The organism is Planomonospora sp. ID82291 (assembly GCF_015711645.1).
Classification (GTDB): domain Bacteria; phylum Actinomycetota; class Actinomycetes; order Streptosporangiales; family Streptosporangiaceae; genus Planomonospora.
This window is the reverse complement of sequence record NZ_JABTEX010000001.1, coordinates 1,704,487-1,719,299: the sequence shown is the minus strand read 5'-3', so window position 1 is coordinate 1,719,299 and position 14,813 is coordinate 1,704,487. Positions and strand designations below refer to the sequence as shown.

The 14,813-nt window shown below is 73.7% G+C and carries 8 protein-coding genes; 5 read left to right on the top strand and 3 right to left on the bottom strand.

All coding sequences use genetic code 11. The annotated features are described in order from the left end of the window. Positions 1-71 precede the first annotated feature (71 nt). The 3 genes from HS045_RS07585 (at position 72) to HS045_RS07575 (ending at position 6,585) form a co-directional block, all read left to right on the top strand. The gene (locus HS045_RS07585; RefSeq protein WP_196450408.1) at positions 72-2,705 is read left to right on the top strand and encodes a sigma-70 family RNA polymerase sigma factor; all 2,634 of its coding nucleotides are present in this window, start codon (positions 72-74) and stop codon (positions 2,703-2,705) included. 205 nt (positions 2,706-2,910) lie between these two features. Next, a complete protein-coding gene (locus HS045_RS07580; RefSeq protein WP_196450407.1) occupies positions 2,911-4,479 on the top strand; it encodes an NYN domain-containing protein in 1,569 nt (522 codons plus the stop codon). 426 nt (positions 4,480-4,905) lie between these two features. Further along, complete coding sequence (locus HS045_RS07575) at positions 4,906-6,585, top strand: ABC-F family ATP-binding cassette domain-containing protein (protein WP_196450406.1); 1,680 nt, start codon at positions 4,906-4,908, stop codon at positions 6,583-6,585. Positions 6,586-6,908: 323 nt separating this feature from the next. Here the strand turns inward: HS045_RS07575 and HS045_RS07570 are convergent, their stop codons facing one another. After that, a complete protein-coding gene (locus HS045_RS07570; RefSeq protein WP_196450405.1) occupies positions 6,909-7,541 on the bottom strand; it encodes a two-component system response regulator in 633 nt (210 codons plus the stop codon). A 3-nt stretch (positions 7,542-7,544) separates the two neighbouring features. Continuing rightward, positions 7,545-11,726: a HAMP domain-containing protein gene (locus tag HS045_RS07565; RefSeq protein WP_196450404.1), complete on the bottom strand. Its 4,182-nt coding sequence runs from the start codon at positions 11,724-11,726 to the stop codon at positions 7,545-7,547. A gap of 121 nt (positions 11,727-11,847) precedes the next feature. On the opposite strand from HS045_RS07565, the gene HS045_RS07560 reads away from it, so the two are divergent. Then, complete coding sequence (locus HS045_RS07560; RefSeq protein ID WP_196450403.1) at positions 11,848-13,389, top strand: PP2C family protein-serine/threonine phosphatase; 1,542 nt, start codon at positions 11,848-11,850, stop codon at positions 13,387-13,389. An 84-nt stretch (positions 13,390-13,473) separates the two neighbouring features. Here the strand turns inward: HS045_RS07560 and HS045_RS07555 are convergent, their stop codons facing one another. After that, positions 13,474-14,145, bottom strand: a complete 672-nt coding sequence (locus tag HS045_RS07555; protein WP_196450402.1) for a TetR/AcrR family transcriptional regulator — start codon at positions 14,143-14,145, stop codon at positions 13,474-13,476. Between the two features lie 66 nt (positions 14,146-14,211). On the opposite strand from HS045_RS07555, the gene HS045_RS07550 reads away from it, so the two are divergent. After that, entirely contained in the window at positions 14,212-14,811 is a 600-nt protein-coding gene (locus tag HS045_RS07550; protein WP_196450401.1) for a hypothetical protein, read from the top strand. Positions 14,812-14,813: the final 2 nt, after the last annotated feature.

The window sequence follows — 14,813 nt, the reverse complement described above, 5'->3', positions numbered from 1 at the left end:
ACTCCGGTTTAGCCATCACGCGGACTGCGGAATGTATGGGCGCGACGACTGTGAGTAATCGTGAGGTAACAATGAGTGTTGAAACGTCTCAAGGCGACGCCGAGTTGCTCGCCGCGACCCGCAGCGGGAACGCGGCGGCCTACGGCGGCCTCTACGAACGGCACGCGCCGGCGGCGCGCGCCCTGGCCCGGCAGCTCGTCCGGAGCGCGGCCGAGGCCGAGGACGTCGTGGCGGAGACGTTCACCCGGATCCTCGACCTGACCCGGCGGGGCGGCGGCCCCAAGGAGGCCTTCCGGGTGCACCTGCTCACCGCGGTCCGCCGTACGGTCCACGACCGGGAGCGGCGCCGCACCGCGAGCGGCGAGGTGTCCGCGGGGGAGGCGGAGCTGTTCGACCCCGGGGTGCCCTTCGTGGACCCGGCGCTGACCGGCCTGGAGCGCTCGCTGGTGGCCCGGGCCTTCCTGTCGCTGCCCGAGCGCTGGCAGCTGCTGCTGTGGCACGTCGAGGTGGAGAGGTCCGGGCCCGGCGACGTCGCCCCGCTGCTCGGGCTCCCCGCCGGCCAGGTGGCCGAGCTCGTCGGCCGGGCGAAGGAGGGGCTGCGCCAGGCCTGCCTGAAGGTGCACCTGTCCGGGGCGCCGCGCAAGGGGTGCCGCCCGTCGCTGTCGAAGATGGGCGCCTACGTCCGGGGCGGCCTGGTCAAACGGGAGACCCGGCTCATCGACCGGCACATGGAGGGCTGCACCGACTGCCGGGCCGTGTACCTGGAGCTGACCGACGTCGACCGGGGCCTGCGGGTCATCGTCGGCCCGCTCATCGCCGGGCTGGTCCTGGACGGATATCTCACGGCGCTCGGCAAGGCGGGCGGTGCGCCCGCGGGCTGCGCGCCCGCGGGGGGCCTCATCGCCGGCCTGGGCACCCTCGGCGGCACCCTCGGCGGCGCGGCGGGCTGGGCGCGGCACACCTCCCGCGGACGGCAGCAGGCCGTCGCGGCGAGCGCGGCCGTCCTCGCGCTCGCCACGGCGACGGGGCTCGTGCTGGTGACCTCCGGCGATCCGGCCTCCCACCGGCCGGCCCCGGGACCGCTTCCCGCGCCGCCGGCGCCGCCGCCGATCGTCGCGCAGCCCGAGCCTCTCCTCGACGGACCGGAGTCCTCGACGGCCTCGCAGGGGAGCACGCCGGCGCTTCCGGCGGACCCGTCGCGCGGCACCGGGCCCACCCGCGCTCCCGGCGGTCCGCGGCCCTCCGTGCCCGTGCGGCCGTCCGCGTCCGTGCGGCCGTCCGCGTCCGTGCGGCCCTCGGCGGCGGTGCGGCCCCCCGGGAGCGCCCGGAGCGGGGCCCCGGCGCCCGCGCCGCCAGCCCGGCCGGTGCAGGCCGCGCCCCGGCAGGCGCCGGACCCGGCGTACCAGCGGGGGCGGATCGGGGTGCCCGCTCCGCGTCTGGTCGCCGGGATCGAGGTGCTGGGCGCGCTGGTCAGGGCCCAGCCGGGCATGGTGGCCGTACGGCTGCGCAACGCGGGCCTGGGCGGGAGCGGCGGACTGGTGGCCCGGATCGGCCTGCCGGACGGGGTGACGATGCCGGCGGGCGGGAGCCCGGGGCGCCCCGCCGGTGCGGGCGGGGCCGTCGGCACGGTGGACGGGTGGTCCTGCCGGGGCGCGGGCCGGAACGTGCGCTGCGTCCGCGGCCCCCTGGCCCCGGGCCAGGCCACCTCGGTCTTCCTGCGGGTGAAGGTCTCGCCGACGGCGGCCCTGGGCAGGCCGCTCTCGCTGCGGGTCGGCGGCGGGGGCGAGCAGGCCAGGGCGGAGTCGGAGAGCGGGGTGCGGGCCTTCGGGGCTCCGGCCCGCTTCGCCGCCGAGGGCAGGGTGGTCACCGCGGCGATCGGCAACACCCTGCTGACCCGGGCGCCCGCCGGCCGCATGTGCCGGGCGGTGCGGGCGCGGGACGGCGACGAGCGCGACAACGACCAGGCGCCCATGCGGCTCTTCGACCGGGACGGGGACCCGTCGACGAAGAGTTCCAGCGCCGCCCGGCTGGACCTGCCCGGCCGCGGCAGGGTCGTCTGGGCCGGGCTCTACTGGTCGGCGAGCGCGCCCGCCGCCGGAGGGGTCAAGTTCAAGGCCCCGGGGAGCGCCGGCTACACGCAGGTGAGCGCTGCGAACGTGGTCGAGCGGGCCCTGCCGTCCGGCCGGGCCTACCAGGCGTTCGCCGACGTGACCGGCCTGGTGCGCAGGCTCCGGGGCACGTACTGGGTGGCCGACGTCCCCCTCCGGCCCGGGGTCTCCCGGCACGCCGGATGGAGCCTGGTGGTCATCGCGGCCGACCCGCGCCGGCCGTACGGCCAGGCCGTGGTCGTCGACACCGCGGCCCTGGTCGGCGCGGGCACGCCGGTGCGCCTGCCGCTCGACGGGCTGGCCCGCGGGGCCGGGCCCGCGCGGCTGGACGTGGTGGCCTGGGAGGGCGACGCCGACCTCCGCGGCGACCGGGTGAGCGTGGGGGCGGGACCGCTCCGGCCCGAGGGCGGCGACCGGAACCCGGACAACCCCTTCGACGGCTCCTCCACGGGGTCGGTGGGAGTCGACCTCACCCCGGGCGTGGACGTCGACCGCTTCCACACCTCCCTGGGGCGCGCTCCGGTGCTCCGGCTGAGCACCCGCCGGGACGCGGTCCTGTTCGGGGCGGCGGCCGTGACCGTGCAGACCCGTTCGTGATGAACGGTTTCTATAAATGGACAAACTGGTACGGTCGGCGTGAACGCCCCGGCAGGTGGTCGGTTGAGGGTGGAATCGGCGGGATTCGCCCTCGGGCACTCCGTTGCTTGACTACCCTGGGGAAGGCCCACCGGTCCGGCCTTTCGGGGCGTTTTCAAGCGCGTCCGAGCCGTAGGGCCGGGCGACGTAGGAAGGGCGGTGTCGCGTGGATCGCTGCGCGCTGTTCGTGGACGCTGGCTACCTGCTGGCAGACGGAGCGATGGCCGCGCACGGGACCCGGCATCGTGAGGCCGTCTCGTGGGACTACGCCGGCCTGCTCCACCTGCTCGACGACCTGTGCCGGGAGCGCACCGGGCTGCCGGTGCTGCGCTGCTACTGGTACGAGGCGACCGTCGAGGGCCGCCACACCCCCGAGCACGACACGCTGGGCGACATCCCGGGCCTGAAGCTCCGGCTCTCGCGCATCCGGCCCGGCCGCCGGGAGGGCGTCGACGCGCAGGTCCACCGCGACCTGATGACGCTCGCCCGCAACAACGCGATCTGCGACGCGGTCGTGATCAGCGGGGACGAGGACCTGACCCAGGTCGTCTGCGACGCGCAGGACCTGGGCATCCGGGTGACGCTGGTGCACATCGCCGCCGACGGCGGCTGGGGCGTGTCCCGCTCGCTCCGCCAGGAGTGCGACGACCTGATCGAGATCGGCGGCGGCGACCTCCGGCCGTACGTCACCCTGCTCTCCGGGGCTGGCGAGGCGTCCTCCCCGGGGTCCCCGGGTGTTCCCGGAACCGCCGTGGCACTGAACCACGGAGCCTCCTCCGGCAACGGGTCCCGCGCCGGATACGAGGTCGCCCCGGCATCCGGATACGGGACGCCCGCTGGCAACGGCGCCCGGTCCGGCTACGACACGGCGGGCGGGGTCTCCTCCCCGAACGGCGCCGCCGCTCTGAACGGGGCCCCCTCCGGGAACGGGACGTCGCCGGAGGGGCCCGTGCCGCTGACCTACGGCGGTGCCGCGCCCGGCAGCGGCGTGCCGTCGCACCGGGGCGTGCCGTCCGGCAACGGCGGAGGGCACGGCGGAGGGCACGGCGGAGGACACGGCTACGACCTCACGGCGGGCAACGGCGTCCCGCCCGGCGGCACTCCGCCGGCGGGCGTCTCGCCGGACGGTTCCACGCCGCAGGGCCGGTCCGCCCGGGGCAACCCGTCGCCGCCCGCCTACCCGGGCTACGCGCAGGAGTCCCCGGCCACGTCTCCGGCTCCGGCCGTCCCCCCCGCCTCCCCGGGATCGCGGTCGGGGGCGCAGCCCGGACACCACGGCTCGACCGGTTCGATGCCGGCCGTCACGCCGTACGGCACCGGCGGAACGGGCGGCGCGCCGAGCTACCAGCTTCCCGCGTCCTACACGGGTCCGCAGTCCTCGGCCTCCCCCCTGCCGCAGTCACAGCCGCAGTCACAGCCGCAGCCCATCGGGCCCTACACGGGGCCGCAGGCCGCTCCCGTGCCGGTCAACGTGGCGACCGGCGGGACGACCACGCTGGCCGACGCGGTGAAGTCGGCGCACAAGGAGGGGCACGACTTCGGCGAGTCCGTCGCCAAGGACGCGCCCGCCCTGTGGCTGGAAGCCGTCCTGGCCCGCAAGCCCCGCATGCCCTCCGACCTGGAGGCCCGCCTTCTGCAGGGCTCCTCCCTGCCGATCGACTTCCTCCTGCACGACGAGGTTCGGCACGCCCTGCGCCGTGGTTTCTGGGACGCCCTGGAACGCGCGCGCCACTGACCGCGGGCCGGTACCGCGCCCACCGATGCGGGCCGTAGCCGCTCGCTTTCGGGCCGCCCGGTGTCCTCGGCGACGCTGAAGCGGTCCGTGCGGGTCCGGTTCAGGGCGGCTCGCCGTAGCTGAAGCCATCCTGTCGGAAAGGAGCTCAGGGCCGGGCGCCGCAGAGGGCCCGCCGGGAGCGCGGCCTCCTGATCGGACCGGCGGGGTCCGAATAAGCGGTCGATTCACGGACGCCGGTTTGTTACCTTGGGGTCGTGCAATATCTGTTCTTCCTCTGACGAGGGCCCGTCCAGCCCGCCCCTCGCGCCCGTAGGCCGAGGCAGCGGGCTGTTCGCCGATTCCATCGGCCGACCGGCCGCCCGTCAGTGACCGAGAGCGTCTCCGTCCACCCGTCCAGGGGATGAGTGCGCCTCCGCAGGAAGAGACATGATCAACACCGTAACCCTGCCCGCGCGTGCCCACGCGCAGCTCATGGCATCCGACATCCACATCAGCCGTGGTGGCCGCAAGGTCCTCGAAGGCGTCGACCTGACCGTCTCCCCCGGTTCCCGCTGGGGCGTCGTCGGCGAGAACGGCCGGGGCAAGTCCACGCTGCTCCACATCCTCGCCGGGATCCTCCCGCCGGACTCCGGGAGGGTCCATCGGGTCGGCACGCTCGGGACCGCCGAGCAGGAGATGGCCGTCAGCGGCGGCCGGACCGTCGGCGACCTCGTCGACTCCGAGCTCGCCGACGTCCGTGCGGCACTGCGCGCCCTCGACCGCGGTGCCGCGCACCTGGCTGAAGAACGGCCCGGCGCCACCGAGGAGTACGCCGTCGCGCTCGCCGCCGCCGAGACACTCGACGCGTGGGACGCCGACCGCCGTGTCGACGTCGCGCTCGAAGCGCTCGGTGCCGTCACCGACCGCTCCCGGCCTCTCGACGAGATGTCGGTGGGTCAGCGCTACCGGGTACGGCTGGCGTGCCTGCTCGGCGCGGAACACGACTTCCTGCTGCTCGACGAGCCGACGAACCACCTCGATCAGGACGGGCTGGAGTACCTCACCGCGCGGTTGCGCGGGCTGTCCGGCGGGGTCGTGCTGGTCAGCCACGACCGGGCGCTGTTGTCCGACGTGGCCACGTCGATGCTCGACCTCGACCCCAGCCGCGACGGACGCCCCCGCGTCTACGGCGGCGGATACGCCGGGTACCAGGAGGGACGGAGGGCCGAACGGGACCGGTGGGAGGAGGAGTACGAACGGCAGCGGGCCGAGCACGGCCGCCTCACCGAGGACCTGGCCAAGGCGCAGGACCGGCTCGTGACCGGCTGGCGTCCCGACAAGGGCACCGGCAGACATCAGCGCGCCACCCGTGCGCCGGGCCTCGTCCGGTCGGTCAACCGGCGCCGCGACGAACTGGAGGAGCACGCGGTCACGGTGCCCGAACCCCCGCTGCGGCTGCGGATGCCCGATCTGCCCGGACGTCCCGGCGTCACCCTGCTCCGCGCCGCCGGGATCACCGTCGCCGGACGCCTGGACCGGCCCGCCACGCTCGTCCTCGACTCCGGGGCGCGGCTGGTCGTCAGCGGACCCAACGGCTCGGGCAAGTCGACGCTGCTGTCCGTGCTCGCCCGCCGGCAGGAGCCGTCGGCCGGGACGCTGCGCGTCGGCCGGGACGTGCGGGTGGAACTGCTGGCCCAGGAGTCGTCGCCGCCCGCCGGGCGGCGGGCCCGCGACGTCTACGAGGCCCGCCTCGGACGGCTCGTCAGCCGGGGGATCCTGCGGGACGGCGACGCCGTTCCGCTGCAGTCGCTCGGCATCCTCGCCCCGGCGGATCTGGACAGGCTCGTCGGTGAACTCTCGATGGGGCAGCAGCGCCGCCTCGACCTGGCCATGGCGCTCGCCGCCCGCCCGCACGTCCTCCTGCTGGACGAGCCGACCAACCACCTCTCGATCGCGCTCGTCGACGAGCTGACCCAGGCCCTTGAGGCGACCGATGCGGCGGTCGTGCTCGCGACCCACGACCGGCGGCTCCGCCGCGACGTCACCCACTGGTCCGCCCTGGCCCTGAACGGCGCACCACCGCGACCCGCCGCTCCCGACGCGGCCCCCTGCGGCGCCCGGTCCTGAGCTCCTTTCCGACAGGGTGGCTTCAGCCACGGCGAGCCGCCCTGAACGGTCTCCGTACGGATCGCTTCAGCGTCGGCGGGACCGCTGGGCGGCCGGAGAGGAAGCGACTACGGTCCGCAGGGGTACGGCCCGCCTCCGCGCGCACCAAGCAAAACCACCGCCAACCCACCGCACCACCGACGTGCGCACCGACCGCTCTGAAGGTACGCGCGGCGAACAACCGCGGCGCGCATGAGAACCAGCCGGCACGAATCAGGGGACCCGGCCGGTCGGCCGCCGAAAGGGACCCGGCCGGTCGGCCGCCGAAAGGGACCCGGCCGGGTTCAGGACAACGCGTCGAGACCCGCGCGCAGGTGCTTGAGGCGGTCCGTCAGATCGGACAGGGAACCGGTCAGGGTGGGGTCGTCGGTCGTGCGGGCGGCCTCGCGGACCCGGGTGAGCTCCTCCTCGACGGCGGTGAGGCGGCGGGAGAGCTCGGGGAGCACGGCGGCCTGGTCGCCGTCCCGGCCCGGCGGCAGCTCGCCGTTGAGGCGCTCGCGGAGCATGGAGGCCTGCTCGGCCAGGCGGCGGTTCATGTTGTAGAGCTCGACGAAGACCGCCACCTTGGCCCGGAGCACCCACGGGTCGAACGGCTTGGTGAGGTAGTCGACCGCCCCGGCGGCGTAGCTGCGGAAGGCGTAGTCCGGGGCGCTGTCGACCACGGTCAGGAAGATGATCGGGATGTTCCGGGTGCGCTCACGCCGCTTGATGTGGGAGGCGGTCTCGAACCCGTCCATGCCGGGCATCCGGACGTCCAGCAGGATCAGCGCGAACTCCGTGCTGAGCAGCGCCTTCAGCGCCTCCTCGCCCGACTTGGCCCGGACCGGGACCAGGTCGAGGGAGCTGAGGATGGCCTCGAGGGCGATCAGGTTCTCCTCCCGGTCGTCGACCAGGAGGATCTTGGCACGGTCCGGCATCGGTCAGGCACCTTCACGGGGGTCGTCGGCCGTCCGCCCGCGGGTGAGCCAGCCGCGCAGGCGCTCCAGCAGGCGGTCGACGTCCACGGGCTTGGGGATGTAGTCGGAGGCGCCGGACGCGATGCTCTTCTCCCGGTCCCCCTGCATGACCTTAGCGGTAAGCGCGATGATCGGCAGATCGGCGAACTGCGGCATCCGGCGGATCGCCGACGTGGTCGCCCAGCCGTCCATCTCCGGCATCATGATGTCCATCAGGACCAGGGTGACGTCCTCGTTGCGCTCCAGCTGCTCGATGCCCTCCCGGCCGTTCTCGGCGTAGACCACCGTGGAGCCGTACCGCTCCAGCACGCTGGTCAGCGCGAAGACGTTGCGGATGTCGTCGTCCACGATGAGGATCTTGGCGCCGGCGAGCGGGTCCTCGCCGCCCGTCCACACCGGCCCGTCCGCCGGCGGGTGGTCCGGGACGGCCGGGCTCTCCGCCGTCGGGGCCTCGGCCGGCTCGGCGGTCCGCTCCAGTTCGCCCGAGATGATCATCGGCGGGCGCTGGACGGCGCTCGGCGTCGCCGCCCCGCCGTCGCGCGAGGCCAGCGGGCCCGCGTAGGCGGGCGGGAGGTAGAGGGTGAAGGAGCTGCCCCGGCCCACCTCGCTCACCACGTGGATCTCGCCGCCGAGCAGCCGGGCGATCTCCCGGCAGATGGACAGGCCCAGGCCGGTCCCGCCGTACTTGCGGCTGGTGGTGCCGTCGGCCTGCCGGAACGCCTCGAAGATGACCTCCAGCTTGTCGGCGGCGATGCCGATGCCGGTGTCCACGACCTCGAAGGCCAGGATGCCGTCGACGCCGCGCAGCGTCTCGTCCACGAAGGCGACGCCGCGCGGGGCGCAGAGCACGCGGAGCCGTACCTCGCCCTTGGGGGTGAACTTGATCGCGTTGGAGAGCAGGTTGCGCAGCACCTGCTGGAGGCGCTGCTCGTCGGTGCGGAGCTCCTGCGGGACGGACGGCTCCACCTCGACCGCGAAGGACAGGCCCTTGTCGTGGGCCAGCGGCGTGAAGGTGGCCTCGAAGTAGTCGACGAGCTTGGGCAGCGAGATCTGCTGCGGGTGGATGTCCATGCGCCCGGCCTCGACCTTGGACAGGTCGAGGATGTCGTTGATCAGCTGGAGCAGCGCGGACCCGGCCCCGTGGATGGTCTTGGCGAACTCCACCTGCTGGGGCGTGAGGTTGCCCTCGGCGTTCTCGGTGAGCAGCTTGGCCAGCACCAGCAGGCTGTTCAGCGGGGTGCGCAGCTCGTGGGACATGTTGGCCAGGAACTCGGACTTGTAGCGCGAGGAGACCGCGAGCTGCTCGGCGCGCTCCTCCAGCGTGCGGCGGGCCTGCTCGATCTGGAAGTTCTGGATCTCGATGGCCCGGTTCTGCTTGGCGAGCAGCGCGGCCTTGTCCTCCAGCTCGGCGTTGGAGCGGCGCAGCTCCTCCTGCTGGCGCTGGAGCTCGTCGGAGCGCTCCCGCAGCTCGGTGGTGAGGCGCTGGGACTCGGTGAGCAGGTCCTCGGTCCGGGAGTTGGCGATGATGGTGTTCATCGTGACGCCGATGGTCTCCACGAGCTGGACCAGGAAGTCGTGGTGGACCTCGCTGAACTCGTAGAGCGAGGCCAGCTCCAGCACGCCGAGCACCTGGTTCTCGAACAGGACCGGCAGCACCACGATCTGCGCGGGCGTCCCGCCGCCGAGACCGCTGGCCACGGTGAGGTAGCGCTCCGGCACGTCGCGCAGGATGATCCGCTTGCCCTCCAGCGCGGCCTGGCCGACGATCCCCTCGCCGGTCGCGAAGCGCTGCCGGGGGCCGGAACCCGGGCGGGTGCCGTACCCGGCGATGAGGTGCAGGTCGTGCTCGCCGGCGGGCTCGGCGAGGTAGAAGGCGCCGTACTGGGCGGAGACCAGCGGGGTCAGCTCGCTCATGATGAGCTTGGCGACCTCCATGAGGTCGCGGTGGCCCTGCATGAGGCGGGAGATCCGGGCCAGGTTGGACTTGAGCCAGTCCTGCTCCTGGTTGGCGGTCGTGGTGGAGCGCAGCACGGACACCATCGTGTTGATGTTGTCCTTCAGCTCGCCGATCTCGCCCTCGGCGTCGACGGTGATCGAGCGCGTCAGGTCGCCCTGGGCGACGGCGGTGGTGACCTCGGCGATCGCGCGGACCTGGGTGGTGAGGCGGCCGGCGAGGTCGTTCACGCTCTCGGTGAGGCGCTTCCAGATGCCCTCGGCGCCCTCGACCCGGGCCTGGACGCCGAGGTTGCCCTCGGAGCCGACCTCGCGGGCCACCCGGGTGACCTCGGAGGCGAAGGACGACAGCTGGTCGACCATGGTGTTGATGGTGGTCTTGAGGGCGAGGATCTCGCCCTGGGCGTTGACGTCGATCTTGCGGGTCAGGTTGCCCTGCGCGACGGCGGTGGTGACCTCGGCGATGTTGCGCACCTGGTAGGTCAGGTTGTTGGCCATCGAGTTGACGTTGTCGGTGAGGTCCTTCCAGACTCCGGAGACGCCCCGGACGCGGGCCTGGCCGCCGAGCTGGCCCTCGGTGCCGACCTCGCGGGCCACCCGGGTGACCTCGTCGGCGAACATCGACAGCTGGTCCACCATCGTGTTGAGGGTGTCCTTGAGCTGGAGGATCTCGCCCTGCGCGTCGGCGGTGATCTTCTTCGACAGGTTGCCCTGGGCGACGGCGGTGGAGACCGCGGCGATCTGGCGGACCTGGGTCGTCAGGTTGTTGGCCATGACGTTGACGTTGTCGGTGAGGTCCTTCCAGGTGCCGGAGACGCCCTGCACCTGCGCCTGGCCGCCCAGCCGGCCCTCGGAGCCGACCTCGCGGGCCACCCGGGTGACCTCGGAGGCGAAGGACGACAGCTGGTCGACCATCGTGTTGATGGTGGTCTTGAGGGCGAGGATCTCGCCCTGGGCGTTGACGTCGATCTTGCGGGTCAGGTCGCCGTTGGCGACGGCGGTGGTGACCTCGGCGATGTTGCGCACCTGGTAGGTCAGGTTGTTGGCCATCGAGTTGACGTTGTCGGTGAGGTCCTTCCAGACGCCGGACACGCCGCGGACACGGGCCTGGCCGCCGAGCTGGCCCTCGGTGCCGACCTCGCGGGCCACCCGGGTGACCTCGTCGGCGAACATCGACAGCTGGTCGACCATCGTGTTGAGGGTGTCCTTGAGCTGGAGGATCTCGCCCTGCGCGTCGGCGGTGATCTTCTTCGACAGGTCGCCCTGGGCGACGGCCGTGGAGACCGCCGCGATGGCCCGCACCTGGGTCGTCAGGTTGCCCGCCATGACGTTGACGTTGTCGGTGAGGTCCTTCCAGACGCCGGAGACGCCCCGGACCTGCGCCTGACCGCCCAGCCGGCCCTCGGTGCCGACCTCGCGGGCCACCCGGGTGACCTCCTCGGCGAAGGCGGAGAGCTGGTCGACCATGGTGTTCACGGTGTTCTTCAGTTCGAGCATCTCGCCGACCGCGTCGACGGTGACCTTGCGGCTCAGGTCGCCCCTGGCGACCGCGGTGGTGACCAGCGCGATGTCGCGGACCTGGGCCGAGACGCGGGTCGACATGGCGTTCACCGCCTCGGTCAGGTCGCGCCAGCTGCCCGACATGCCCCGGATCTGCGCCTGGCCGCCCAGCCGGCCCTCGGTGCCGACCTCGCGCGCCACCTGCGTCACCTCGGAGGTGAACAGGGACAGCTGGTCCACCATGCCGTTGATCGCCTTGCCGAGGCGCCGCACCTCGCCCCGGGCGCCGCGGTCGAGGTCGATACGGCGGGACAGGTCGCCCTTGGCCACGGCGTCGATCACGTCGGCGGCCCCGCTGACCGGGCCGGACAGGGCCTCGATGAGGTCGTTGACCGAGTGCACGCTCTCGGCCCAGGCGCCCACGCCGGGCCCCGGGGTCAGGCGCTCGCCGAAGCGGCCCTCCTTGACCACCTCGCGGCGGACCCGCATCAGCTCGTTGGCCAGGTGCTCGCGGCGGTCGGCGACCTCGTTGAGCAGCAGGCGGATCTCGCTGAGGACCCCGTCGGGGGCGTACGGCACGCGGCGGCGGAAGTCGCCGTCACGCCAGGCGAAGAGCGTCTCCAGGAGCGGCTGCAGGTCGGACTCGCTGTAGCGCCGCTCCTCGGCGTGGGGCACCGTGTCGGCCGTGGTCATGAGACCTCCTTGAGTCCCGAGGGGGGCAGCCTCGGGTCATCCCAGTCTGTCACGATGCACACGCCCCGGTCCCGCCTTCGTTTTACCCCACGTCACCACGGAGTGTGGTAATCAGGGAACAATGACCACTGCTCCACGCGCGCTCCTGGCCGCGTCCTTCACGCCGGGAGACACCGCCGTCTCCGAGGTCAAGCGGTTCACCCGGGAGGTGATGACCGCCTGGGCCGCCGGGTCCGTCCTGGCCATGGCCGAGCAGCTCTGCGGGGAGCTGGCCGCGCAGGTCGCCGACGTGCCGTTCGAGGTCGTGTGGACCCACCTCGGCGACCGGGTGCAGGTGGAGGTGCGGCAGAAGAGCCCCTCGGAGGCGCATCCCGGCGCCCCCGACGTGCCGGTGGAGGAGTGGGGCGTCACCTTCGGCGCGGAGCACCGCACCCACTGGGCCCGGCTGCCGCTGCCCGGCTCCCACGACCAGGTGACCGCGGAGTGGGCCGAGGAGGACGACTCCGGCCGGGGGCCGATCTGGCTGCGCTTCCTGGCCGACGCCAGCGACCTGCTGGCCGGGACGCTCGACCCGGACATGGTGCCCGCGATCATCGCGCAGATCGCCGTGCCCCGGCTGGCCGCCTGGTGCGCGGTCTTCACCTGGACCGACGGCGGCGGGCCGCAGCGCCCGGCCTATCTGTGGCACGCCGACGAGGGGCGCATCGACGAGCTGCGCGAGGTGCTGGCCGGCAGCCGCATCCCCGAGGGGGGCGGCTCGATGCAGCTCGGCGACTCCCACGTGCTGGCCGTCCCGCTGCTGGCGCGGGGGCGCTCGCTCGGCGCGATGTGCCTGGGCCGCCCCGACCACTTCACCGACGACGTCATGCAGTACGCCGAGGACATCGGCCGCCGCGCGGCCCTGGCCCTGGACAACTCCCTGCTCTACGCCCAGCAGGCCGCGGCCAACCGGGCGCTGCAGCGCAGCCTGCTCCCGCCCGACGACCCCGGCGAGATCCCGGGGCTGGACCACGCGGTGGTCTACGAGCCGGCGGGGGAGACCAACGAGGTCGGCGGCGACTTCTACGACCTGTTCGCGGCCGGGGACGGGTCCTGGCGGTTCGCGGTCGGCGACGTCTGCGGGACCGGCCCGGTGGCCGCCGCGGTCACCGGCCTGGCCCGCCACACGCTGCGCCTGCTCGCCCGCGAGGGGTACGGCGTGGCCGCCGTCCTGAGCCGCCTCAACCAGGCGATCCTGGAGGAGGGCGAGCGGGCCCGGTTCCTCACGCTGCTCCACGGGGAGATCCGGCCCGTGCCGACCGGCCTGGAGCTGCGGCTGGTCTCGGCCGGGCACCCGGAGGCGCTGCGGCTCAAGCCCAGCGGCGTCGTGGAGCCGGTGGTGACCTCCCAGTCGCTGCTGGGCGTCTTCCCCGAGGTGGACTTCGAGGCGGACCTGGTCCACCTCGACCACGGCGACGTGCTGCTGGCGGTGACCGACGGGGTGACCGAGCGGCGCCAGGGCGAGCGGCTGCTCGACGACGACGGGGGCCTGGCCCGGCTGCTCGCCGAGTGCGTGGGCCTGTCCGCGGGGGCCGTGGCGGCGCGGATCCGCCGGGCGGTGCAGGAGTTCACCACCGAGCCGAGCGCGGACGACATGGCGATCGTGGTGCTGCGCGCCCGCTGAGGGTCCGGCGGCCGGTCGCACGTCCTGCCGGTGCCGTGCGTCCGCTGAGGGTCCGGGGGGCGGTCGTGCGTCCTGCCGGTGCCGTCAGCGGAGACCGCGGAGCAGCGCGTCGACGCCGTCCGCGAGGACCTTCTCACCGGCCTCGGGGCCGTCGAGGAACCAGCCGGGCAGCGGGCTGCGGAGCGAGTGGGTCAGCTCGATGCCGACCATGCCGTGGATGGCGGTCCACACCAGGTAGGCGGCGCGGACCGGGTCGGCCGCCGAGATGAGCCGGGCCCGGACGGCGTCCCGCGTGGCGTCGGTGAGCAGGCCGAAGGTCATGCCGAGCGCGCGGCGCCGCAGGTCGGGCGAGGGGTCGAAGTCGGGGATGGGCCGCTCGAACATCAGGGCGTACAGCTCGGGGTCGGCCAGGGCGAAGCGGCGGTAGGCGAGGGCCACCGCCCGGATCCGCTCGACCGGGGCGCCGTCCGGGGCGCCGTCCGGGGTGCCGTCCGAGCCACCGGCGGTGCTCCCGGTGGTGTTTTCGGCGGTGCTTCCGGCATGGGGCTCCAGGGCGTCCCGGAGGGACTCGAACCCGCGGAGGTAGATGGCCTCCAGCAGGCCCGTCCGGCCGCCGAAGCCGGTGTAGATCCCCATCGTGGACGCTCCCGCCGCCTCGGCCACGCGGCGCAGGGTGAGCTCGGCCGCCCCGTGCTCGCGCAGGACCCGGAGGCCCGCCTCCACCAGTTCTTTCGAAGTGCTTACGTTCCTGGCCACGGCCCTCACTCTAGCTGCGATAACGAGCATAATAACGATCGTTATAGCAACGAAGAGGAGATCGGCATGTCCATCCTGCGCATCACCGGCGCCGCCGGCTTCGCCTGCGCGGCCCTGCTCGTGCTCAACGCCGGCCGCAAGGGCGGTCTGGTGCCCGAGACCGTGGTCACCGGCGCGGTCGCGCCCTTCGCCCCGCTCACCGGGCTGTTCGCGGTCACCGGCATCTACCTGCTCATCCGCCACCGTTCGGGGACGCTCGGCCTGGTCGGCTACCTGCTCAACTCGGCCGGCCTGGCGGGGGCGTTCGGCATCGAGTTCACGCTGCACTACGTCTTCCCGTACCTGCCGGGCGACACCGTCGCCGGGCTGGTGGCGGGCGGCACCGGCAAGGCGTTCCTGGTGACCGGGGTCGTGCTGATCACCGGCGTCCTGGCCCTCGGTGCGGCGGCGCTGCGCTCCCGGGCGCTGCCCGCGGCCGGGGTCGCGCTCTACGTCATCGGGATGATCCCCGGCTCACTGCGCAGCGCGGTGCCCCTGCCCGTCTACCTCGTCGGCCTGGTCGTCGCCGCGGCCGGGATCGCACTGATGGCGGCCCGGCTCTGGTCGGCGCAGGAGGAGGGCGGAGGCGCGGCGCGGATCGGCGGGGCCGTCCAGGCGTCCGCCTGACG

Coding starts and splice junctions, on each gene's coding strand:
- HS045_RS07550 (WP_196450401.1), top strand. CDS start 14,212: ATGTCCATCCTGCGCATCACCGGCGCCGCCGGCTTCGCCTGCGCGGCC.
- HS045_RS07570 (WP_196450405.1), bottom strand. CDS start 7,541: ATGCCGGACCGTGCCAAGATCCTCCTGGTCGACGACCGGGAGGAGAAC.
- HS045_RS07575 (WP_196450406.1), top strand. CDS start 4,906: ATGATCAACACCGTAACCCTGCCCGCGCGTGCCCACGCGCAGCTCATG.
- HS045_RS07560 (WP_196450403.1), top strand. CDS start 11,848: ATGACCACTGCTCCACGCGCGCTCCTGGCCGCGTCCTTCACGCCGGGA.
- HS045_RS07585 (WP_196450408.1), top strand. CDS start 72: ATGAGTGTTGAAACGTCTCAAGGCGACGCCGAGTTGCTCGCCGCGACC.
- HS045_RS07565 (WP_196450404.1), bottom strand. CDS start 11,726: ATGACCACGGCCGACACGGTGCCCCACGCCGAGGAGCGGCGCTACAGC.